Origin of the sequence: Streptomyces sp. MUM 2J (assembly GCF_022414535.1) — a bacterium.
GTDB lineage: Bacteria > Actinomycetota > Actinomycetes > Streptomycetales > Streptomycetaceae > Streptomyces.
On sequence record NZ_JADWYM010000026.1, the window covers coordinates 1 to 21,072 of the forward strand.

18 protein-coding genes and 1 pseudogene are annotated in these 21,072 nt (G+C 73.3%); 11 read left to right on the plus strand and 8 right to left on the minus strand.

The window, feature by feature from the left end; translation table 11 throughout:
• Positions 1–743 precede the first annotated feature (743 nt).
• Positions 744–2,084, plus strand: coding sequence for a transcriptional regulator (locus tag I3F54_RS20660; RefSeq protein WP_240120317.1), 1,341 nt, complete (start codon positions 744–746; stop codon positions 2,082–2,084).
• 129 nt (positions 2,085–2,213) lie between these two features.
• Positions 2,214–2,756, plus strand: a complete 543-nt coding sequence (locus I3F54_RS20665; RefSeq protein WP_240120318.1) for an NUDIX hydrolase — start codon at positions 2,214–2,216, stop codon at positions 2,754–2,756.
• A 5-nt stretch (positions 2,757–2,761) separates the two neighbouring features.
• On the opposite strand, the gene I3F54_RS20670 is transcribed toward I3F54_RS20665, so the two are convergent.
• Together I3F54_RS20670 and I3F54_RS20675 are read right to left on the minus strand one after the other, a co-directional pair.
• Positions 2,762–3,019, minus strand: a complete 258-nt coding sequence (locus I3F54_RS20670; protein WP_240120319.1) for a hypothetical protein — start codon at positions 3,017–3,019, stop codon at positions 2,762–2,764.
• 182 nt (positions 3,020–3,201) lie between these two features.
• Positions 3,202–4,062, minus strand: a complete 861-nt coding sequence (locus I3F54_RS20675) for a 3-hydroxybutyryl-CoA dehydrogenase (protein ID WP_240120320.1) — start codon at positions 4,060–4,062, stop codon at positions 3,202–3,204.
• A gap of 210 nt (positions 4,063–4,272) precedes the next feature.
• Between I3F54_RS20675 and I3F54_RS20680 the strand changes: the two genes are divergently transcribed.
• Positions 4,273–5,499: a glycoside hydrolase family 10 protein gene (locus tag I3F54_RS20680; RefSeq protein WP_374205945.1), complete on the plus strand. Its 1,227-nt coding sequence runs from the start codon at positions 4,273–4,275 to the stop codon at positions 5,497–5,499.
• Between the two features lies 1 nt (position 5,500).
• Here I3F54_RS20680 and I3F54_RS20685 read toward each other — a convergent pair whose 3' ends face one another.
• Entirely contained in the window at positions 5,501–5,707 is a 207-nt protein-coding gene (locus tag I3F54_RS20685; protein ID WP_240120321.1) for a DUF1918 domain-containing protein, read from the minus strand.
• An 85-nt stretch (positions 5,708–5,792) separates the two neighbouring features.
• Positions 5,793–6,710 carry a DMT family transporter gene (locus tag I3F54_RS20690; protein WP_240120322.1) on the minus strand — a complete coding sequence of 306 codons (918 nt, stop codon included), beginning with the start codon at positions 6,708–6,710 and terminating at the stop codon, positions 5,793–5,795.
• Here I3F54_RS20690 and I3F54_RS20695 point away from each other — a divergent pair.
• Together I3F54_RS20695 and I3F54_RS20705 are read left to right on the plus strand one after the other, a co-directional pair.
• Positions 6,709–8,145 carry a PLP-dependent aminotransferase family protein gene (locus I3F54_RS20695; protein ID WP_240120323.1) on the plus strand — a complete coding sequence of 479 codons (1,437 nt, stop codon included), beginning with the start codon at positions 6,709–6,711 and terminating at the stop codon, positions 8,143–8,145. The genes I3F54_RS20690 and I3F54_RS20695 overlap by 2 nt on opposite strands.
• Before the next feature lie 486 nt (positions 8,146–8,631).
• Entirely contained in the window at positions 8,632–9,225 is a 594-nt protein-coding gene (locus tag I3F54_RS20705; protein ID WP_240120324.1) for a histidine phosphatase family protein, read from the plus strand.
• A gap of 257 nt (positions 9,226–9,482) precedes the next feature.
• Here the strand turns inward: I3F54_RS20705 and I3F54_RS20710 are convergent, their stop codons facing one another.
• The 3 genes from I3F54_RS20710 to I3F54_RS20720 all read right to left on the minus strand — a co-directional run bounded on the left by I3F54_RS20710 (position 9,483) and on the right by I3F54_RS20720 (position 12,540).
• Positions 9,483–9,932, minus strand: coding sequence for a carboxymuconolactone decarboxylase family protein (locus I3F54_RS20710; RefSeq protein ID WP_240120325.1), 450 nt, complete (start codon positions 9,930–9,932; stop codon positions 9,483–9,485).
• A 410-nt stretch (positions 9,933–10,342) separates the two neighbouring features.
• Positions 10,343–11,857 (minus strand): sensor histidine kinase KdpD, encoded by a 1,515-nt coding sequence (locus I3F54_RS20715; protein WP_240120326.1) that lies wholly within the window; start codon positions 11,855–11,857, stop codon positions 10,343–10,345.
• On the minus strand, positions 11,854–12,540 hold the full coding sequence (locus tag I3F54_RS20720) for a response regulator transcription factor (protein WP_240120327.1): 687 nt from the start codon (positions 12,538–12,540) through the stop codon (positions 11,854–11,856). The genes I3F54_RS20715 and I3F54_RS20720 overlap by 4 nt, the downstream gene beginning before the upstream one ends.
• Positions 12,541–12,863: 323 nt before the next feature.
• On the opposite strand from I3F54_RS20720, the gene I3F54_RS20725 reads away from it, so the two are divergent.
• Both I3F54_RS20725 and I3F54_RS20730 read left to right on the plus strand, forming a co-directional pair.
• Positions 12,864–15,125, plus strand: coding sequence for an MMPL family transporter (locus I3F54_RS20725; protein WP_240120328.1), 2,262 nt, complete (start codon positions 12,864–12,866; stop codon positions 15,123–15,125).
• Complete coding sequence (locus tag I3F54_RS20730) at positions 15,122–15,889, plus strand: DUF2993 domain-containing protein (protein ID WP_240120329.1); 768 nt, start codon at positions 15,122–15,124, stop codon at positions 15,887–15,889. Before I3F54_RS20725 ends, I3F54_RS20730 begins: the two co-directional genes overlap by 4 nt.
• A gap of 94 nt (positions 15,890–15,983) precedes the next feature.
• Here I3F54_RS20730 and I3F54_RS20735 read toward each other — a convergent pair whose 3' ends face one another.
• On the minus strand, positions 15,984–16,892 hold the full coding sequence (locus tag I3F54_RS20735) for a LysR family transcriptional regulator (protein WP_240120330.1): 909 nt from the start codon (positions 16,890–16,892) through the stop codon (positions 15,984–15,986).
• A gap of 72 nt (positions 16,893–16,964) precedes the next feature.
• Between I3F54_RS20735 and I3F54_RS20740 the strand changes: the two are divergent.
• From I3F54_RS20740 to I3F54_RS20755, 4 genes and pseudogenes are all read left to right on the plus strand, one after another.
• A pseudogene (locus tag I3F54_RS20740) lies at positions 16,965–17,342 on the plus strand (RidA family protein); the annotation flags it as partial.
• A gap of 24 nt (positions 17,343–17,366) precedes the next feature.
• Positions 17,367–17,747 carry an antibiotic biosynthesis monooxygenase gene (locus I3F54_RS20745; protein ID WP_240120398.1) on the plus strand — a complete coding sequence of 127 codons (381 nt, stop codon included), beginning with the start codon at positions 17,367–17,369 and terminating at the stop codon, positions 17,745–17,747.
• A 569-nt stretch (positions 17,748–18,316) separates the two neighbouring features.
• On the plus strand, positions 18,317–18,934 hold the full coding sequence (locus I3F54_RS20750; protein ID WP_240120399.1) for a TnsA-like heteromeric transposase endonuclease subunit: 618 nt from the start codon (positions 18,317–18,319) through the stop codon (positions 18,932–18,934).
• Positions 18,934–20,985 carry a transposase gene (locus I3F54_RS20755; protein ID WP_240120331.1) on the plus strand — a complete coding sequence of 684 codons (2,052 nt, stop codon included), beginning with the start codon at positions 18,934–18,936 and terminating at the stop codon, positions 20,983–20,985. The genes I3F54_RS20750 and I3F54_RS20755 overlap by 1 nt, the downstream gene beginning before the upstream one ends.
• Positions 20,986–21,072 lie beyond the last annotated feature (87 nt).

Here is a 21,072-nt window from a genome sequence, read left to right on the forward strand (position 1 = left end):
CTACCGGTCCAAACCCTGCCGCGCAGGCAGATCTCGCAGATTGATCACGACGCAATACGCTCCCTAGTCCCGCAGCAGGCGGCGTTCGCCCCGTCGCGGCGCCCGGCACGTTCCCCCGCTGTCCCAAGGGGGGAGGTGCCCGCGAACGTCGCCTGCCGCGGCCGGGGCGGCGTCGCGGGGCGGACGGTCGTTTCGCCACGCACCGGCGCCGCCGCCACCGGGTGGTGAGGAGGGGCGCCCTCGTACGTCGCGTACGAGGGCGCCCCTTCGGCGTGTGATCGTCCCCCCGGACGCGGCGGAGCCCGCCGTCAGGCTGACGGGCGACCCCGTCCCTCCGGGCCGGCTCCCGAGAGCTTCGGACCGGCCTTGCGGACGCGGTCCGACGCCATGCGGCGAGCACCAGGCACGCAGGCCCGGCACCCCTCGGGAGCGCGACCGGCCACCGTGCACCCGTACCCGGCCGACCGGCTCGAACGCAACGCCGCGGGAGGCCGGCAGCCGGCAGGCCGTCCGCCCCGCCACGGAGTGTCGGGCAGGCAGCCGGGCGGACGGCGCGCAAGCGGGCCGCCGCATTGTACGAGGGGGAGCCGGCGGCCCGGCCGGCCTCTTGCGAGGCAATTCAGTCAACCGTGTCGGAACTCTCCGCGACAGCGCGCGCACAGCACGGATCCAAGCACTCGGTTCACACCCCGTGTGAAGGACGACCCACTAGTCTGTCCGCCACCGAGCCACCGGGGGGCACGATGCAGCCCAACACTCTGCTGGACGCGATCCTGGACGAGGCCGGGGTCTCCCACGCGGGACTGGCCGCACACGTCAATCAGGCGGGCCGGGCACGCGGCCTGGCGCTCCGCTACGAGCACACCGCCGTCGCGCGCTGGCTGAAGGGGCAGCGCCCGCGCGGCCAGGTGCCCGACCTGATCTGCGAGGTGCTCGCCGCCCGGCTGCACCGGCCGGTCACCCTCGACGACATAGGCCTGGGCGTCCCGGGCGAGCCCGCCACCGCGCACGGCACCTCGCTGTCCGGCTTCGTGGAACGGGCCACCGCCCTGTGGCGCTCCGACGAGCAGCAGCGCCCGCACATCCTGGGCGCGCCCGCCGTCACCGGCACGCCCGCCGTGATGCCGGTGTGGGAGTGGGAGAACCCGCCCGAGGACGTCGACGTCTCCCGTGGCGGCCGCCACCGGGTCACCACCGCCGACCTGGAGATGCTGCGCTCCGCCCGCGCCCACTACGAGCAGCTGTACCGCAAGGCCGGCGGCGTCGCGACCCGCGCCCGCATCGTCGGCTTCCTCAACGCCGAGGCCGCACCGCTGCTGCGCGGGAGCTACACGGACGCGACGGGCCGCCAGGTGCACCGGGCCACGGGCGGGCTGGTGGCGATCGCCGGCATCTGCGCCTACGACTCCGACGCGCACGGCCTGGCCCAGCGCTACTTCCACCAGGCGCTGCGGCTCGCCAAGGCCAGCGGTGACCGGGGACTGGGCGCGTACGTCATCGCGCTGCTGGTCAACCAGGCGCTGTTCATGAGGGAGTACCGGCAGGCCGTCGCCTTCGCCGAGGCCGCGCTGCGCGCCGCCGGCAGGCACATCACCCCGGCGCTCGGCTCGGACCTGTACGCGATGCAGGCCAAGGCGTACGCGCACCTCGGTGACGGCACGAGCGCCCTGTCGTGCATCCGGCGGGCCGAGACGGCCGCCGAACGCATCCGGCGCGGGCACGAACCCGACGAGACCGGCTATGTCCAGCCGGGCCTGGTCAACGTGCAGGTGGCGGAGGCCCTGCTCAGCCTCGGCGAACTCCGGGCCGCGCAGGAGCACGCGGCCGCCGCCGTGGACAACCCCGCGCACGACCGCGGACGGGTGCATCGGCTGGCGATGCTCAGCACGATCGAGCTCCGTCGGGGAAACGCCGACAAGGCGGTGGCCACGGCCGTGCGGATGGCCGAGCAGGCCCGCGGTATGGAGTCCCAGCGGCTGCGGGACAGACTCCGGGCGGTCCGTGAACACCTGGTGCGCAGCGGCTGCGCCGGTACCGCCGAGGCCGCCGAACTGATCGACGGGGCGCTGCGCGTGCCGCTGTAGTCACCTCGGCCGTCCTTCCCGGGGTGTGCACGGGTGCGCCCGCCGCGCTGCACGCTGCCCTCTGTGCGCCTGCTGTCAGCTCCTTCCTGCTGCGATATTGCCCCTTACCCAGCGGAAGGTGGCAGAAGCATGCAATGGGCGAAATTGAACGAACAAAATGTGTACTCAAATCGCTGGTTCAGCGTCAATCTCGCGGATGTCGAGCTACCGGACGGCCGGCACCTCGACCACTTCCTGATACGGCTGCGCCCCGTCGCCGTGGCCACGGTGGTGAACGATGCCAACGAGGTCCTCCTGCTGTGGCGCCACCGCTTCATCACGGACAGTTGGGGTTGGGAACTCGCGGCGGGTGTCGTCGAGGACGGCGAGGACATCGCCCGCGCCGCCGCCAGGGAACTGGAGGAGGAGACCGGCTGGCGGCCGGGACCGCTGCACCACCTGATGACCGTGGAGCCCTCCAACGGGCTCACCGACGCCCGGCACCACATCTACTGGGCCGATCGGGGCGAGTACGTCGGCCACCCCGTGGACGACTTCGAGTCCGACCGCCGGGAGTGGGTCCCCCTCAAACTCGTCCCCGACATGGTCGCCCGGGGGGAGGTCCCGGCCGCCAACATGGCGGCCGCGCTACTGATGCTGCACCATCTCAGGCTCGGGCAGGACGGGCCCTGAGGCCGCTACCGCCCGAGGGCCTGCCACACGGCGACGGCGAGGGCGCCCAGCGCGGTCAGGGCCGCGACGGCGGGCAGCGGCCATCGGGCGTGCTCCAGCGAGACGATCCGGGTGCTCAGCTCGTCGACATCCTTGGCGGTCTCCTCGGTGCGATGGCTCAGCAGCGCCAGTCCGCCCTCGACGCGGGCGTGGGCCACATCGAGCCTGCGGCGTAACTCTGCGAGTTCTCCATGGACGATCGGATGCTCGGGGCCGGTGGTCACGAGTCCGCTCCTCTCCGTGTCGGTGGAACCTCCCTAGCATGCGCATGGTGAGTCAACCCGCCTGGTGGACGCGTGGGGAGCGTGTGCGCGAGGCATATGCGTGCCCGGGAAGCACACGGTGTGTGAAACGGACGGGCCCGGCACTCGCCAGGAGTGCCGGGCCCGTCCGCTACGGTGCGTGATCAGCCGTAGGTGTAGAAGCCGGAGCCGGACTTGCGGCCCATCCGTCCGGCGTCGACCATCCGCTGGAGCAGCGGGGGAGCGGCGTACAGCGGCTCCTTGTACTCGTCGTACATGCTCTGTGCGACGGAGGCGACCGTGTCCAGGCCGATCAGGTCGGACAGCTTCAGCGGGCCCATCGGGTGGGCGCAGCCCAGCTCCATGCCGTTGTCGATGTCCTCGCGGCTGGCGATGCCCGACTCGAACATCCGGATCGCGGAGAGCAGGTAGGGGATCAGCAGCGCGTTGACGACGAACCCGGAACGGTCCTGGGCCCGGATGGCGTGCTTGCCCAGCAGCTTCTCGGTGAACAGCTGCGCGCGCCCGAGCGTGCCCTCGGAGGTGGTGAGCGCGGGGATCAGCTCGACGAGCTTCTGCACCGGCGCCGGGTTGAAGAAGTGGATGCCGATGACCTGGTCCGGGCGCGAGGTGGCGACGGCCAGCTTCACCAGCGGGATCGAGGAGGTGTTGGAGGCGAGGATCGCGTCAGGACGGGTCACCACCTGGTCCAGGACCTGGAAGATCTCGGTCTTGACCTGCTCGTTCTCCACGACGGCCTCGATGACGAGGTCCCGGTCGGCGAACTCGCCGAGGTCGGTGGTGAAGCTCAGCCGGTCCTGCGTGGCCTGACGCTCCTCCTCACCGATCTTGCCGCGCTCGGCGGCCTTGGCCAGGGAGTTGAACAGCCGGGTACGGCCGATCTCCAGGGCCTCGCCGGTGGTTTCGGCGACCTTCACGTCGAGTCCGGCACGGGCACAGACCTCGGCGATGCCGGCGCCCATCTGGCCGCAGCCCACCACTCCGACGCGTTCGATGTCGGTCACATCGTCCCTTTCGCTGCTGATCTACGGCTGATGCGCGGCTGTCCTGCGTCAGGCGCAGCCGCTTCTCGGCTGTGGCAGGTCCGCCGTTGTCCGGTGCCTGCTCCGATCGTGCACGTTACTCCGAGGTATCGATGATCGATCGTCCGGGTGGGGCATTCTGGCCCCGAACGATCCGTGACGGAAGCGGATCCGGGCCGGATCGGGGCGTGCATGGGGCGGATGACACGGCGGGCGTTCGCGCTGGCGGCGCTGTCGACCCTGGCGATGGGGCCGTCGGCCCCCGGCGACGAACGCCGCCGCGCGCAGGAGCCGGGCGAGATGCGCGGCATGTGGATCGCGACCGTCGCCAACCGCGACTGGCCCTCCCGACCGGGGCTGACGGCCGACGCGCAGCGCCGGGAGCTGATCGCCCACCTCGACACGGCGGTCCGGCGCCGGCTCAACGCCGTGTTCCTCCAGGTGCGGCCCACCGCCGACGCGCTGTGGCCGTCGCCCTGCGAGCCCTGGTCGGCCTGCCTCACCGGAACGCAGGGACAGGACCCCGGCTGGGACCCGCTGGGCACGGCCGTGACGGAGGCGCACGCCCGAGGGCTGGAGCTGCACGCCTGGTTCAACCCGTACCGCATCGCCGGCCACTCCGATCCGAGCCGGCTCGTCGCCGCCCACCCCGCACGCCGGAACCCCGACTGGGTGGTGACCTACGGCGGCAGGCTCTACTACGACCCGGGCCTGCCGGAGGTCCGCTCCTTCGTCCAGGACGCGGTCCTCGACGCCGTGCGGCAGTACCCCGTCGACGCCGTCCACTTCGACGACTACTTCTACCCGTATCCGGTCGCCGGGCAGACCTTCGACGACGACGCCGCCTACGACCGTCACGGCGGCGCATTCCCGAGCCGGGCCGCCTGGCGGCGCGACAACATCGACCGGCTGGTGCGCGAGACGGCCGCCCGGATCGAGGAGGTCCGGCCCGGCACCCGGTTCGGCATCAGCCCCTTCGGAGTGTGGCGCAACCTCGCCTCAGACCCGCGCGGCTCCGACACGCGGGCCGGGGTGCAGACGTACGACGACCTCTACGCGGACACCCGTACCTGGGTGCGCGAGGGCTGGATCGACTACATCGTGCCGCAGCTGTACTGGAACATCGGCTTCGCCGCCGCCGACTACGCGAAGCTGCTGCCCTGGTGGGCAGAGGTGGCCCGGGACAGCAGGACGCGGCTGTACCTCGGGGAGGCGCTGTACAAGGCGGGGGACCCCGCGCAGCCCGCGGCCTGGAGCGACCCGGCCGAACTGTCCCGGCACCTGACCCTCGCCCGGAACCACCCACAGGCACGCGGGCATGTGTTCTTCGCCGCGCGGGAGGTGGCCGCCGACCCGGCCGGAGCCATGGCGCGGGTGACGGCCGACCACTACCGGCTGCCGGCCGCGCCCCCGCGCTGACCTACGAGGACTGGGGCGCGTGCTCGCCCCGGTGACGGATCTCGGTGTCGGGACCCGGAGAGCACAGCCCCTCGTGCCCGTCCTCGAAGCGGACGCGGTACGGGGGATTGCCCTTCTGGCCCAGGACTTCGACGATCTCGCCGACCTTGTCGTGCTGACCGACCACCCTGCCGTGCTGGACAAGCTGGTCGCCCACGGTTGCGCGCATCTGTGCGGCCTCCTCACCGATCTCCGGGAGCAGCGGTCCGTGGCCTTGAGTCTACGGCGGCGGGCGCTGGTGGGAAGTGGCCCGCTCAGCCGCGGGTCCGCTGCGTGACGGCGATGCACACCAGCACCGCTGCCGCCGTCAGCGGGGCGGCCACCGTCAGGTGCTCGCCCAGCAGCAGCACCGACCACACCAGTGTGAGGAGGGGCTGGGCCAACTGCAACTGGCTGGCCCTGGGGACGCCGACGAGCGCCATGCCCCGGTACCAGACGACCAGGCCCAGGAACTGCGAGCCCGCCGCGAGCCACAGCAGCCCCACGATGCCGTGCACGGTCGGCTGCGCCGGCCGGAGGGCCAGGGCCAGTGCGGCGGCGGGCACCGCCAGGGGCAGGCAGAACACCAGTGCCCAGCCGATCACCTGCCAGCCCGGCATCATCCGCGCCAGCCGGCCGCCCTCGGTGTAGCCGGCCGCGCAGACCAGCAGTGCGGCGAACAGGAAGCCGTCGGCGGCCGTCAGAGCACCCCCGCTCTGCTGCACGGTGAACGCCACCACCGCCGCCGCGCCCGCGAGGGCTGCCAGCCAGAAGGTGCGCGAGGGGCGGGAGCCGCACCGCAGGGCCGAGCACAGCGCGGTGGTCAGCGGCAGCAGACCGACCACCACGGCGGCGTGCGCCGTGCTGGACGTCCGCAGCGCAAGGGTGGTCAGCAAGGGGAAGCCGACGACGACGCCCGCGGCCACCACCGCGAGCCCCGGCCGGTGGGCGCGTGCCGGTACCGGCACGCGCAGGGCCAGCAGGCAGCAGCCGGCGAGCAGCGCCGCGAGGGCACTGCGCAGCGCCACCAGGGCCCACGGGCCGAAACCCTCCAGGGCCCAGGCGGTGGCCGGGAAGGTGAGGGAGAAGGCCGTCACGCCCAGCGCGGCCTGGGCCGGACCAGTGGAGGGCCGGGGCGCCGGGGTGTCGACCGCTATCGCAGCCGGGGCAGTAGCGCTACTCTGAGTTCTCATGTATGAGCGTAGCAGTGTGAGTGAGCTGGCAACTCACCTGCGGGAGGAGCTCGATCGCTACTCTCCCGGAGGAAAGCTGCCGTCCAGCAGGGCCCTGGTCGAGCGGTACCGGGTCAGTCCGGTGACCGTCTCCCGGGCCCTGGCCCAGCTGGCCGCCGAGGGCCTGGTCGTCACCCGGCCCGGCGCCGGCGCCTTCCGGGCCCACCCCCGCCGCGCCACCGAGCCGGCCGGCGACACCTCGTGGCAGGAGGTCGTGCTCAGCGCCGACGGCGCCGCCGACCCGGTCCCCCGCACCGTGGACGCGTCCGGCGTCACGGTCTCCCTCGCCGCACCGCCACCCGGCGTCATCGAGTTCAACGGCGGCTATCTGCACCCCGGTCTCCAACCCGAGCGGGCGATGGCCGCCGCCCTGTCCCGCGCCGGCCGCCGTCCCGGAGCCTGGGGCCGGCCGCCGCTGGAAGGGCTCCCGGAGCTGCGGGAGTGGTTCGCACGCGGTATCGGCGGTTCGATCACCGCCGCCGAGGTGCTGGTCGCGGCGGGCGGCCAGGCCGCGCTGACCACCGCGCTGCACGCCCTGGCACCGCCCGGCGCACCCGTCCTCGTCGAGTCGCCCACCTACCCTGGCATGCTGGCGATCGCCCGCGCCGCCGGACTGCGTCCGGTACCGGTCCCGGTGGACCCGGACGGCGTCCGGCCGGACCTGCTCGCGGACGCCTTCGCCGCCACCGGGGCCCGGGTGTTCGTCTGCCAGCCGCTGTTCCAGAACCCGACCGGTGCCGTCCTCGCCCCCGCACGGCGAGGCGAGGTGCTGCGGATCGCCCGGGAGGCGGGTGCTTTCGTCGTCGAGGACGACTTCGTGCGGCGGCTGGTCCACGAGGACGCGGGCCCGCTGCCCCGCCCCCTGGCCGCCGACGACCCGGACGGCGTCGTCGTCCACGTCGGCTCCCTCACCAAGGCCACCTCGCCGAGTTTCCGGGTCGCCGCGCTGGCCGCTCGCGGTCCGGTACTGGAGCGGCTGCGCGCCATCCAGGTGGTGGACTCCTTCTTCGTGCCCCGGCCGTTGCAGGAGGCGGCGCTGGAACTCGTCGGCTCGCCGGCCTGGCCACGCCATCTCCGCGCCGTATCGGCCGAGCTGAGGACCCGTCGGGACGTGGTGACGGCGGCGCTGCGCCGGCAACTGCCCGAGGCCGCCGTGCCGCACGTCCCGTCCGGCGGCTACAGCCTGTGGCTCCGTCTGCCGGACGGCACCGACGAGTTCGCGGTGGCCGCCGCCGCCCTGCGCGCCGGTGTCGCGCTCGCCCCCGGCCGCCCCTACTTCAGCGCCGAACCCCCGGCCGCCCACCTGCGGTTGAGCTTCGCCGCGGTCGCGGGCACGAAGGAGCTCGCCGAGGGCGTACGACGCCTGCGCACCGCGTTCACGGAGGTGCTGACGTGATGTCAGGGCGAGGTCGGGGGCGCCGGGACCCCGATGCCCCGGCACGTGGCACGCCCCGTCGGACCCGCGGTCCGACGGCGTCCCGCCGCCCGCCGCCCCGCGCGCCCCCTGCCCGCAGGCCTCCCCGTCCGCAGGGCACCCCTCATCGGTCGACGCCGTCCCCGCCGCCTGCCGGGACCGCGCCACGACCGGCACCCCGCGCCTCGCCGACGGCTACGGGATCTCCACCGAGCCCGGCCGCCTCGACACGGGCCGCGTGCACGGCCGGCTGCCCACCGACGCCTACCGGGCGATCGGGCGGCCGCGCGAGAAGCAGGACCGGGCCATCGCCGGCTCGCTCGACCTGGCGTCCACGAGAACGGCTTCCGGGCGCCGGACCGCGCGGAGGGGGGCTGCTGCACACCTTCGGGTGAGGGAGCGTGTACCCCGGGTAGCCGCTGGGTGGCACCCCTTGACCTGTGCACCGAGGCGGCACACCATCACCGCATGCCACTTCGGGTCACATTCGTCGCCGCCGCGCGCAGCTCCTCGCTGCTGGCCGAGCGCTTCGAGGACGACCGCCCGCTGGACCTGGCGGGCTGGGAAGCCGTGCAGCACGCGGCCGGCGACCTGCTGTCCCTCGCCGCCGCCGACCTGCGCTACTGCTCGCCCACCCCGCGCAGCCGGTCCACCGGTGACGCGCTCGGGTACCAGCCGCTGATGCAGCTCGCCCTGCGCGACTGCGACATGGGCCGATGGCGCGGGCTGACCCTGGGCGAGGCGATGGCCCGGGAGCCGCGCCTGGTGGACGCCTGGCTGGCCGATCCGCGCTCCACCCTGCACGGCGGCGAGTCACTGCTGACCTTCATCGGCCGGGTCGGCGGCTGGCTCGACACCCGGCCCGGGCAGGACGGCGGCCGGATCGTCGCCGTGGCCGAGCCGGCCGTGATCCGCGCGGCGCTCGTGTACGCGCTGAAGGCGCCGCCCGCGGCGTACTGGAGCATCGACGTCGGCCCGCTGTCGACGACCACCCTGGCGGGCTGGGCGGGCCGCTGGCACCTGCACCTCGGCGGCGCTCACGTCCAGCCCTCACCCGTGTAGCGGGGCCTTCGTCCGCGTCCCCGCGGAGGGCGCCCCCGGCACCCTCACCCGCGCCGCGCCTCACCCTCCCCGCCCGCTGCAGCGCGCGGCCGGGCGGACGCCGGTTCCTCCTCCCGCTCGTGGCCGGTCGTCAGGACCAGGTCCTTCGTGGGACCCCGCACCCGCCACACCGTGCGCCGGCATGCCCCGCGGACGTGCCGCTCTCCTCCCCGTCCTGGCCCGTCCCGGCCCGTCCTGCCGTTCGATGGGCCGGCCGGTCAGGCCGGGGTGGCCGGGGACTCCGGCGCCGGCTGCTGCCCGAGCGGCAGCAGCCCGCGTTCGGAGAAGACCTTCCTCGCCACGAACGTGGCGTTGAGCGCGCGGGGAAAGCCGCAGTACCCGGACGAGTGCAGCAGCGCCTCGACGATCTGCTCGGGCGTCAGGCCCACGTTGAGGGCGGCGCCCACGTGCACCTCCAGCTGCGCCTCGCAACCGCCGAGCGCGGTGAGCATGCCCAGCGTCACCAGCTGGCGGTCGCGAGGTGCGAGCGCGGGCCGCGCGTACATCTCGCCGAAGCCCCAGGCGACGATCTGGTGCCCCAGCTCGGGGCTGACGTCGGCCAGCGAGTCGATGACCCGCTGCCCGGCCGAGCCGTCGACGGACCGCAGCACCTCCATCCCGTGCGCGAACCGCTCCTCACGGGTGGAGCCGGTGGTGTTCTCGCTCATGAGTCCTCGTCCGTTCCCGGCCGCCGCACCCGCGGCGGCCCTTTGTCGGCGGAGCGCCCCGCGCCGTCCGGCCGGGGGCACTTCGATGGTGTCGTTCCCTGCGCGCCGCCCGGTGCTGCGCCGCTCACGGCGCGTGGCGGCCTCGCCGCGCACGACGGCCGGGACACGGTCCGCCGCTGCGGCGCGGCGCAGCCGCGCAGGGAGCCGGCCGCCGGCCGCAACCCACCTGCCCCGTCCTGAGGGCGCCGGCGCACCGGGCAGGACAGGACCGTAGGCGTTGGAGCGCGCTCCAGGTCAACGCCCGCCCTCCCCGTCCGGTGCCGCGGGGCCGCCCGGCGACCGCCCCGGTGATCAGCGGGCTGAGCGCGGCGGTGGGCCGGCGCGGAGGTACGGACGTCGCCCGTGCTCCCTCATGCCCACGTGTCCGGGCTCGGCGCTGCGCCGGGCAGGGTCCCTACCTCGTCGTGCCCGTCCGGGGCGCCGGCCGCCTGCCCGGCCGGCACGTGGGCCGCGTTCCGGTCCACCGTGCCGGTGCCGTGCGTCGGCAGGCGCAGGGTGAACACCGCGCCTCCCTCGGGGCCCTCGGCTCCGGCCGTCAGGGACCCGCCCAGGCGGACCGCCAGGCGGTGGGCGATGGCCAGGCCCAGTCCGGTGCCCACCGGCCGCAGGTCCCGGTAGCGCTCGTGCAGCACCCCCCGCTCGAAGGCCACCGCCACGTCGTCGTCGGTCAGCCCCGGGCCGCTGTCCCGCACCTCCACCTCCACCGCGTCGTCCCCGGCCCGCAGGGCCAGGACCACGGGGCTGCCCCGCGGCGTGAGGCGCAGGGCGTTGGCGAGCAGGCAGTCCGCGAGCTGGCGGACGCGGAAGCCGTCGGTGCGCACCACCACCGCCCGCCCCGGGTGCTCCAGCCGGAACTCGACGTGGTGCCGGGCGCACCGCTCGCCCCAGGTGGCGGCCGCCTCCCGCACGAGCAGATCGAGATCCACGGCGGCCAGGTCGAGCCGGAAGTCGTCGGCCTCCAGGCGTGCGAGGTCGAGGAGGTCGCCGAGGAAGCGGTCGAGGCGCCGCGCCTCGGTCTGCAGGATGCGGCCCACCTCGGGCAGCCGATGGGCCGGCACCGCGTCGTCGGCCAGGGCCTCCGCATAACCGAGCACGCTGGTGAGCGGGGTGCGGATCTCGTGGGAGATCGACAGCAGGAAGTCCCGCTGCTGCCGCTCCCCGCGCTCCAGTGCCGCATCGAGCACGTTCAGGGCCTGCCTCAGGCGCACCGCCTCCGCCGGGCCCCGGGACGCGGCCGGGTCCGCGTCGGCCACGCCGCGCCGGCCGGCGGCCAGCTCCGACGCCGTCTCCGCGGCGCGGGTGAGCGGTCGGGCGAGCCGGCGGGCCAGGGCCGTGCCCGCGACCACCGCGCCGACCAGGCCGGCCCCGAGCGGAAGCAGCAGGTCGCGGCGCATGCGGGTGGCTGCCGCGTCCACGTCCGTGAGCGGCCGGGTGAGGACGACCGCCCCGCCGTCGCGGGCCGGGCTGCCCTCGACGAGGACGTCGCTGCCGTGCAGGTCCCCGCTCGACGACAGGGGCTTGCCGGACAGCAGTACGTCCCGCTGGGCGGTGCTCAGCACCGGGGCGGCCGGTCCACTGAGCACGCCGGACCGGTCGAGGACGGCGATCCGGACGCCGTTCGCGCCGGCGATCCGCTGCTCTCCCTCGTACAGCAGAGCCGACAGCGCGGGAACCCGGCCGAGGACCTTGGCCTGCCGGGCGAGCTGGTCGCGTTCCTGGGCCTCGGCGGCACCAAGCAGGGTGTGCCAGGCCACCAGGCCGGTGAGCAGCACCGTGACGGTGGTCACCGTCGCGGCCAGGAGGACCAGCTCTCCGGCGAGCCCGGGACGGCGGCGCCGGGCGCCCGGGGCCTGGGCGGGCGTCACGCCGGACGGTCCGTCGCGCCGTAGCCCACTCCCCGCACGGTGCGGATGGGGCTCGCTTCGCCGAGCTTGCTCCGCAGCTGGGACACGTACACGTCCACCACGCGTGGGTCGCGGTAGGCCTCCTCGCCCCACACGTGGGCGAGGAGCTGCCGCCGGGTGAAGACACGGCCCCGGTGGTCGAGCAGATGGGCGAGCAGATTGAACTCCGTCGCGGTCAGCTCGACCTCCTCGCCGTCCCGGTGCACCGTCCGGCGGGCCGGATCCACCCGCAGGGTGCCCATGACGTGGGGCCGGCCGCCGGGTGGGCCCTGGGTGCGGCGCAGCACGGTGTTGACCCTGGCCACCAGCTCGCCCGGTGAGAACGGCTTGGTGACGTAGTCGTCGGCGCCCAGTTCCAGGCCGAGGATGCGGTCCGGCTCGTCGGCCCGGGCCGTGACCATCAGGACCGGGGTCCAGTCCTGGCGCTCCCTGAGGCGGCGGCAGAAGGTCACGCCGTCCAGGCCGGGCAGTGCCACGTCCAGGACGACCGCCACCGGGCGCAGCCGCTCGACGGCGTCCAGGCCCCGCAGGCCGTCGGTCTCGACCTGGGTGGAGAAGCCGTCCCGGGCCAGGTAGAGCTCCTGGACCGAGGCGATGTTCCGGTCGTCCTCGACGATCAGCACCAGTCCCTTGGTGGAGCCCATGCCCGCCTCCCTCCACCCTCGTGTTCGCGGCCCGCGCGGCCCGCGTGCCTGCCGCGATGCTAGTCAACGCGTCCGTGCCCGCGGGCCTGCCGGGGGTCCGGGGGGCAGCCCTCATCGTTCCCTAACACTGTGCCAACGTTCCCCTTGCCTCCGGCGGCCATGATCGGCCCCGTAACGCGGGACGCTCGCAGTCCCCGGAGCACGCGGCGCCACCTCGTGCCCCCGGGCCGGGCTCGACCGGTCGCGGGACACGGGCCGGCGGCCCGCCGTCCTCGGCCGCGGGCCCCGGGCCCCCGCCGTCCGACGCCCCCGGGAAGGAATCCATGGGACTCACCGACCGCACCAGCGCGACCCGTACGAAGGACTCGGGCCCGCCGGGGCGTGGTCTCCTCCACGCCGTGGGGGTGGGCTGCGCCCGCCACCCGTGGCGGGTGATCTGCGTGTGGCTGCTGGTGCTGCTGTCCGCCGTGGCCGCCGATCGCGCGTGGGGTGGTGACTACGCCGACGACTTCAACCTGTCCGGCACCCCGTCGCAGACCGGCGCCGACCTGCTGGACGCGCACGCGGCCGAGGGCGCCCGGGGCGTAGCCGCGCGGATCGTCGTCAGGTCGGACGACGGTGCGCTCACCGCGCACAGGGACGAGCTGACCGCCACCCGCGAACGCCTCGCCGGACTGCCCGACGTCGTCTCCGCCGCCGGGCCGTTCGACTCGCCCGGCGCGGTCGCCGGCGACCGCCGCACGGGCTACTTCACCGTCCGCTTCGACCGCAGTCCCGCCACGTTCGAGAAGTCCTACCTCGACCGTGTCGACGAGGCCGTGAGCGACCTGCGCGCCGCCGACGTCACGGTCGAGTACGGGGGGTCGCTCGGGCAGCTCGCCCGCCCCGCCGCGGCCGAGCACGCGTCGGAGGCCATCGGGATCGGCACCGCGGTGCTCGTGCTGCTGCTGGGCTTCGGCAGTGTCGCCGCGGCCGGATTCCCCCTGCTCACCGCGGTCGTCGGGCTGCTTGCGGGGCTCAGCGCGCTCGGGCTCCTCGCAGCGCAGCTCTCCTTCGCCGTGGCCTCCCCGACACTGGCCACGATGATGGGGCTGGGTGTCGGCCTCGACTACTCGCTGTTCCTCGTCACCCGCCACCGCAAGCTCCTGCACACCGCGCCCACCCCCGCCGAGGCGGCCGGGCGAACCGTGTCCACCAGCGGGCGCGCCGTGCTCGTGGCAGCGCTGACCGTGACCGCCGCGCTCGCGGGGCTCTTCGCCTCCGGGGTGGACTTCATCGGCATGCTCGGGCTCGCCGCCGGCACCACCGTCATCGTCGGCGCGCTGGCCGCCCTCACCCTCACCCCCGCCCTGCTGGGACTGGCCGGACGCCGGATCGACCGCTGGCACGTGCGCACCCCGGTGGACGAACCCGACGACGACGGAGACGTATGGCACCGGTGGGCCGCAACCGTCCGCCGCCGCCCGTGGACCTTCCTGATCCTCGGCCTGCTCGTCCTCGGTGTCCTCGGCGCGCCCGCGGCCTCCCTGCGGCTCGGCCACGTCGACGGCGGCGCCTCTCCCACCTCCTACACCGAGCGCCGGGCCTACGACCTGACCACGGACGCCTTCGGTCCCGGTGCCAACGGCCCGCTCACCCTCGTCGTCACGCTCGACAAGGACCGGCCCACCAGCGCCCACCAGCGCGCCGATCTCGCCCGCCACCTGTACGACGCCCTCACCGGCACCCCCGGTGTCGCCTCCGCCACCCCGCCCACCGCCACCCCGGACGGCGCCCTGCTGGTCTCCACCATCACCCCCGACACCGGCCCCCAGGACGAGGCGACCACCGGCCTCGTCCACCGGCTGCAGGACGACGTCCTGCCGGACACCCTGTCCCCCAGCGGCGCCACCGGCTACCTGACCGGCACGACCGCCGCCCAGCAGGACTTCCGCGACATCCTGTCCGACCGGCTTCCCCAGGTGGTCGGCATCGTCGTCGTCGCGGCGTTCGTCCTGCTGCTCGTCGTGTTCCGCAGCCCGGTGATCGCCCTGAAGGCCGCCGTGCTGAACCTGCTGTCGATCACCGCGTCCTTCGGTGTGGTCGTGGCCGTCTTCCAGTGGGGCTGGGGGGCGTCCCTGCTCGGCATCGGCGAGGCCGTGCCGGTGGAGTCGTACGTCCCGATGATGATGTTCGCCATCGTCTTCGGCCTCTCCATGGACTACGAGATCTTCCTGCTGTCCCGGGTGCGGGAGACATGGCTGGAGACCCGCGACAACCATCGCAGCGTGGCCGTCGGCCTGGCCGGCACCGCCCGGGTCATCAGCTGCGCCGCCCTGATCATGACGAGTGTCTTCCTGGCCTTCCTGCTGTCGACCAACGTCGTCATCAAGATGCTGGCCCTCGGCCTCGGCGTCAGTGTCGTCCTCGACGCCACCGTCGTACGGCTGCTGCTGGTCCCGGCGGCGATGAACCTGCTCGGGCAGGCCAACTGGTGGATGCCGCGCCGGCTGGACCGGCTGCTGCCCCGCCTCGAACCGGAGGGCCGGACCACCGTGCCCACCCCGGAGCGGCAGGCCGCGCCGTCCCCCGCGGAGCCCCGGTGACGGCCCCCTCCGGCCGCACCGCGCGGCCGTCCCCCCGGCCCGCGGACAGACCGGCCGGCGCCGATCGTGCGCGCCGGCCGCGCCGCCGGGCGACATGGCTCGTACTCGCCGCGGTCCTGGCGCTGCTGCTCACCGGTGCCGCCGAGGCCGTCGCGCGCGGCCTGGTCGCCGACCGCGTCGCCGACCGGCTGCGGAACCGGCTGGGCGACACGCACGTGGAGGTGGACGGCCTCGCGCTGGCGGGCCTCGCCCGGAGCAGGTTCGACGGGATCACCGTGACGGGGGACCAGGCCCGCCTGGGGCGGCTGGCCGGCGCGTCCGTGGACCTGAGGCTCACCGGCGTGGACCTCGGGGGCACGCCGCGCGCCGATCACGTGCGCGGCGCGATCACCGTCCCGCCGGACGCCGTGGCCGAGGCCCTGCGGCAGACCTCGTCAGGACTGCCGGTCACCGGCGTGACGCCCGATCCCGCGTCCGGCACCCTCGTCGTCACGGCGCGGGGCGGCCTGGCCACCGTCACGCTGCGTCCGGCGCTGCGGGACGGCCGGGTCACCTACCAACTGCAGGACGCCCGCGTCCTGGGGCTCCCCGCCCCCGACGCCCTCACCCGCCGCATCGAGGAGGCGCTGAAGGAGCAGTCCGATCGGCAGACCGCCCTCCAGCGCTCCGCGCTCCTCACCGTGACCTCGCTCCGCGTCACCTCGGCCGGCGTGGTGGCCACCCTCAGCGCGGACGACGTGGCCCTGGCGGACGCGGCCCACTGACCGGGCAGCCGGGCACGGTCGGGAGCCCGTCCCCGCGGCACGCTGTGACTGAGCGCTTCAGGTGGCGGGTGAGCGGCTGAGTTGGCGGGCGTCGCTAGGGCTTGTCCGGCGGATCTTGGCTGATGGTCGCCAGCAGGTGTGTGACCAGGGGATTATGGTCGTTCTCGCGCCAGGCGACGGCAACTCGTGTGCGGGCGGTGTTGGGTTCGATCCTGCGGAAGGCGACGCCTTTGAGGCGGATGCGTCGGATGCTCGCCGGGGCCAGGGAGACGCCCAGTCCGGTTTCCACGAGGGCGCACACGGTTTGCCACTCCACCGCGTGCTGGACTACCTGCGGTGTGAACCCTGCTGTGATGCACAGGCCGATGATCTGGTCGTGCAGTGTGGGGCCGACCGTGCGGGGCAGCAGCACGAAGGGCGAGTCCGCCAACTGTGCAAGCTGTACGGTCCGTTGGGCGGCCAGAGGGTGGGTGGAGGGCAGCACGGCCACGAAAGGCTCGCTGAGTACCGTCCTGAAGCCGAGCTCTGTCTCGTCGTTGGGAGGTTCGCGCAGTAGACCGATGTCGATGGTCGTGTCATGCAGGGCGGCGATCTGCGGAGCGGTGGTCATCTCGCGGATGTCCAGGAGCACGCCGGGAAACTCGTGACGGAAGGTGCGCAGCAGGCCGGGCAGGATCGTCAGGGCGAGGGAGGCGGCGAAGCCGATCCGCAGGCGGCCGGCCCGGCCACTGCCGACGGCCCGGGCTGCGGCCAGGCCGTCCGCGAGATCGCTGAGCGCCCGCCGGGCGACGGGCAGCAGTTCGCTGCCGGCTGGGGTCAGGGCGACACGTCCTGAGGTGCGGGTGAACAACGCGTGGCCGACCTTGTCCTCCAGGCGGCGGATCTGCTGGCTCAGCGGCGGCTGGGCGATGCCCAGGCGGGCGGCAGCGTGGCCGAAGTGAAGTTCCTCTGCGAGCACGACGAAGGCGTGCAGCTGCGGCAGGGAAAGTTGGGGGCGCTCCATACGCCTAGAGATATCAGGTCATGCATGCAGCCGTATTAGACGTATCAGTGCTGGTCATTTAGCGTTCGGCGCATGACAGAGCGACGCGCGGTCCTCAGCGGCTCGGCCTTTGAGGAGCAGATCGGCTATGCCCGTGCTGTGGTCGACGGCGACTGGGTGCATGTGTCCGGGACGACCGGGTTCGACTATGCCACCATGACGATCTCCGACGAGGTGGTGGAGCAGGCCGAGCAGTGCCTGCGCAACATCGAGGCCGCACTGGCCGAGGCGGGGTGCGCCTTCGCCGACGTGGTGCGCGTGCGCTACCTGCTGCCCGACCGCGAAGACTTCGAACCCTGCTGGCCGGTCCTGCGCCGCTACTTCGGCGACGTTCAGCCGGCCGCCACGATGCTCATGTGCGGTCTCTCCGACCCGCGGATGAAGATCGAAATAGAGGTGTCCGCGCGGCGGCGCATCCCGCCTCACGGTGGTGCCATGAGCGATCACTCGGAAGTGCCTGCCATGCCCGTCGAGGCGTATGAACCCCCGTACTACGCGGCTGTCTTCACTACGGTGCGCACCCAGGACCAGAGCGGCTACAGCGAGACCAACGCACGTATGGAAGACCTGGTGAAGGACATATCCGGGTACCTGGGGATGGACCACGCGCAGACTCCTGGCGGGCTGGGCATCACCGTCAGCTACTTCCGCGACGCCGACGCCCTCACTCAGTGGCGGACCAATGTGGAGCACCGCGCGGCGCAACAGCGCGGGCGAGCCGAGTGGTACCAGAGCTACACACTGCATGTGGCGAAAGTGGAACGGAGCAACGGGTTCACGCGAGCGGAGGTTCCGCAGAGCCCGACAGCAGACTGACCAACGGAGACCACCTCAGCGACCGTCGGGAGAGCCGACGCAGTCGGAAGTGTCGGGCCGAGCGAAGGCGCCCTCACGGTCGCGTCTCCGACGAGCGTACGCACCAGCCGCTTGTCCTCTGGTGTCCTGACGCTGGCTGACGGGAACCCTCATCGTGCTCACCGTCGGTGGCGTCCTTCTGCTGCAAGGGACGCAACCCGTCTCAGACGACGGAGAAGCGGCGAGTTGGAGGGGCGGAGTCCTCCAGTTGGCGGGCAGGGTACTCGACTCTGCTTCTCACCTGCGGGGCTTCCTGGGAAGCAGCACGAGAAGCAGCTCGGGCAGGCTGTGCTGGATGCATGGAGGCTTCGGTCTGCGCACCTGCACCTGCCGTCGAGTCGGGGCCGGTGTGGTCGCACAGCTGCACCTTGGATGATCTCGTCGCACCATACGTCCTCGACCCGGAAGCGGGCGCGTGTCTGGGGTCGGGGCCGGGGTGGACGCGTCGGTGGACGACGGCGTGGAGAGCGTCCCGGGCAGAGGTGGTCTGTCCGGTCCAGGATTTGGCCGCCTTCCCTGCGCTGGCCTCGGTGCCGGTACGCGGGTTCACGTGGCGGGCTCGGCAGCGCCATCGTCCGGGACTGGCATACATGGTGACCACGGGCCGGATGCACGGCTTCGAGAGCCTTGCCGAGCGCCGTCTGCTGCTTGCCTTGGACTTTCTGGACGGCGTCGAGGAGGTGCTGTCCCAGCCGTTCAGGCTGAGGTTCACCACGGTCGACGGCGCCGAGGACCACACGCCGGATTTCCTCGTCCTGCTGCCTGGGACGGCGGTGCTGATCGACGTCCGGCCCGGCCATCTGATCAAGGACAAGGATCTGGTGAAGTTCGCCGCGGCCGAGCGGGCGGCTGCAGCGGCGGGATGGCACTACCTGGTGGTGACCGGCTGGCGCCGTCACGTGGCCGCCGGGCTGGACGCGCTGTCGGCCCGGCGGCGGCCGATGGCTGACCGGCTCGGGCTGCACGGTGAACTGCTGGATCTCGTCGCCGGGCGTCCTCGCCGGTTCGGCGAGTTGGCTGAGGCGACGTCGCTGCCGGCGGCCGCCCGCGCACACGCCCTCCATCTGCTCTGGCACCGGCGGCTGGCCGTGGATCTTGCCCAGCCGTTGGGTGATGCCGCGTGGGTCTATCCGGTGGGGAGGTCGTGATGAGTGAGGAGCGGCAGCCGCAGCGGGTTGAGGATCTGCACGGCCATGATTTGACGCGGGCTCAGATCCGGTCCGCGCATCTGCTGGAGGTGCAGACCGGCTACCGCAGCGGGAGCCGCTATTGGGCCTTGCCGGGAGAGCCGAGGCCCGAGTACGACCCGGAGTGCACCACGCTGACCGAACGGCGCCGGGCGAAGGCGGCCGAGCTGAAGACGCTGGACCGGCGGGAGGCCAAGCAGCTGGGTCTGGAGTGGATCAGCCAGCGCACGCTGGAGCGGATGGCCGCCCAGTACGCCGAGCACGGGCTGATGGGGTTGGCGGACGGGCGGTGGACGCCGCCGCTGCGGGGCCGGCGGACGGTCACCGATCAGGTCGCCGAGGCGATTCGGGCCGTCCACGCCGAGTGCGAGCACCGCTCCAGGGTGAGCATGAAGACCAAGGAGCGGCTGATCCACCAGTACGTGCGCGAGAAATTCGGCCCGGCGGCGGAGGAGAAGATCCCGCACTACACGACGCTCGCGAAGATCTGGAAGGAGTGGTTCGGGCCACAGGGCGCCCGCCAGCGCTATGTCCGTTCGGCCGCAGCGGTGGAGACGGGCAAGGCGAAGGTCGTGGTCACCCGGCCGGGGCAGGTGGTCGCGCTGGACACGACGCCGCTGCCGGTGAAGGTCCTCGACGATGTGTTCGGCGCCCCGATCACCGTCCACCTCACTCTGGCTCTGGATGCCTACTCGCATTCCCTGGTCGCCTTCCGGCTCACGCCGGTGTCGGAGTCGTCGGTGGAGGTGGCGATGCTGCTGCGGGATGTGCTGCTGCCGCTGCCGATGCGCCCGGACTGGGGTGAGGAGCTGGAATGGTCCTACCCCGGTGTCCCGGCCGCGCTGGTGGCAGAGTTCGCCGGGCATCCGGTGGCCGGGCTGCCGTTCTTCGCGCCGGAGACGGTGACCGCTGATCATGGCAGCGTCTACAAGAACCATCACGTCGTCGCCGTCGCCCGTCGGCTGGGGATTGATCTGCTGCCGACCCGCGCCATGCGGCCGACTGACAAGGCCGCCTGCGAGCGCGCCTTCGCCGGAATCCAGTCGTTGCTGCTGGAGTTGCTGCTCGGCTACCGCGGTGTCGATGTCGCCGACCGCGGCGCTGACCCGGAGGGGGATGCGGTCTGGACGCTGTCGCAGATGGAGCACCTTCTGGCCACGTGGATCGTCTCGGTGTGGCAAATGCGCAGGTTGGACCAGAGTGCGCCTGCGTGGGACCCGGGTGGACGGCACAGTCCGAACACGCTGTTCGCTGCTGCGGCGGTCCGTGACGGGATCAGTCTGGAGATCCCCGAGCCGGAGTTGTACTACGAGCTGTTGCCCGCCCACTTCGTGAAGATCGACGCCCGGCGCGGGGTGAAGATCGGCGGACTTTGGTACGGCGGCACCGACCCGGTGCTCGATCCCTATCGCGGCCGGCGCTCGGGACGCAGTGGACGCCACGCCGGCAAGTGGGCGGTCCACCGCGATCCGCGCGACTGCCGCCAGGTCTTCTTCGAAGATCCTGCTCAGCCGGGCTGCTGGAGTGCACTGGACTGGAACGGCCTGCCGCCCGGCGGCGACGTTCCGGCGTTCTCCGACGCACGGGTGGGCGAACTTCTCGCCCAGGCCGCCTGCGCCGGCCTCAAGCCGCTTGATGACCGGGAACTGCTGCCAGTGCTGCTGAAGCTGCTGGCCGCGCGGACTCCGGTGAACCAATGGCCGACCCAGATGACGGCGGCAGAGAAGGCCGAGCGGGCCCGCGAACTGGCGCGGGCACGGTCGGCCGCAGCCGACCGGCCACCCGCCCCGGTCACGGTCCTTCCCGAACCAACCCGGCTGGCCGGCCTGGCCGCCTCCACCCGCCGGGCCGTCACCGCCGACCGGCAGCGCCGCCGCCAGGCGGCGCTCTCCTCCAGGCCGCCGACCCCGCCGCCCCTGCTCGGCGAGGCACTGCGGGAGCGTAATTTCTTTCTGCTGCCCGGCGACCAGGACGACGACCAGCCAGACGAGCCGGGCCCGGAGCCGACATGAGTACGCCCCGGCCGTCTGCGTTTTTTCTTCCCGGGCCGCCGCCGATCCGGGACACCCTCCCGCGCTGGCGGAACTGGGTGGCCACCC

Excerpts from the sequence above, each read along its gene's own strand:
- I3F54_RS20660 (WP_240120317.1), top strand. The coding sequence starts at position 744 with ATGCAGCCCAACACTCTGCTGGACGCGATCCTGGACGAGGCCGGGGTC.
- I3F54_RS20665 (WP_240120318.1), top strand. The coding sequence starts at position 2,214 with ATGCAATGGGCGAAATTGAACGAACAAAATGTGTACTCAAATCGCTGG.
- I3F54_RS20680 (WP_374205945.1), top strand. The coding sequence starts at position 4,273 with ATGGGGCGGATGACACGGCGGGCGTTCGCGCTGGCGGCGCTGTCGACC.
- I3F54_RS20685 (WP_240120321.1), bottom strand. The coding sequence starts at position 5,707 with ATGCGCGCAACCGTGGGCGACCAGCTTGTCCAGCACGGCAGGGTGGTC.
- I3F54_RS20695 (WP_240120323.1), top strand. The coding sequence starts at position 6,709 with ATGTATGAGCGTAGCAGTGTGAGTGAGCTGGCAACTCACCTGCGGGAG.
- I3F54_RS20690 (WP_240120322.1), bottom strand. The coding sequence starts at position 6,710 with ATGAGAACTCAGAGTAGCGCTACTGCCCCGGCTGCGATAGCGGTCGAC.
- I3F54_RS20705 (WP_240120324.1), top strand. The coding sequence starts at position 8,632 with ATGCCACTTCGGGTCACATTCGTCGCCGCCGCGCGCAGCTCCTCGCTG.
- I3F54_RS20710 (WP_240120325.1), bottom strand. The coding sequence starts at position 9,932 with ATGAGCGAGAACACCACCGGCTCCACCCGTGAGGAGCGGTTCGCGCAC.
- I3F54_RS20720 (WP_240120327.1), bottom strand. The coding sequence starts at position 12,540 with ATGGGCTCCACCAAGGGACTGGTGCTGATCGTCGAGGACGACCGGAAC.
- I3F54_RS20725 (WP_240120328.1), top strand. The coding sequence starts at position 12,864 with ATGGGACTCACCGACCGCACCAGCGCGACCCGTACGAAGGACTCGGGC.
- I3F54_RS20735 (WP_240120330.1), bottom strand. The coding sequence starts at position 16,892 with ATGGAGCGCCCCCAACTTTCCCTGCCGCAGCTGCACGCCTTCGTCGTG.
- I3F54_RS20745 (WP_240120398.1), top strand. The coding sequence starts at position 17,367 with ATGAGCGATCACTCGGAAGTGCCTGCCATGCCCGTCGAGGCGTATGAA.
- I3F54_RS20755 (WP_240120331.1), top strand. The coding sequence starts at position 18,934 with ATGAGTGAGGAGCGGCAGCCGCAGCGGGTTGAGGATCTGCACGGCCAT.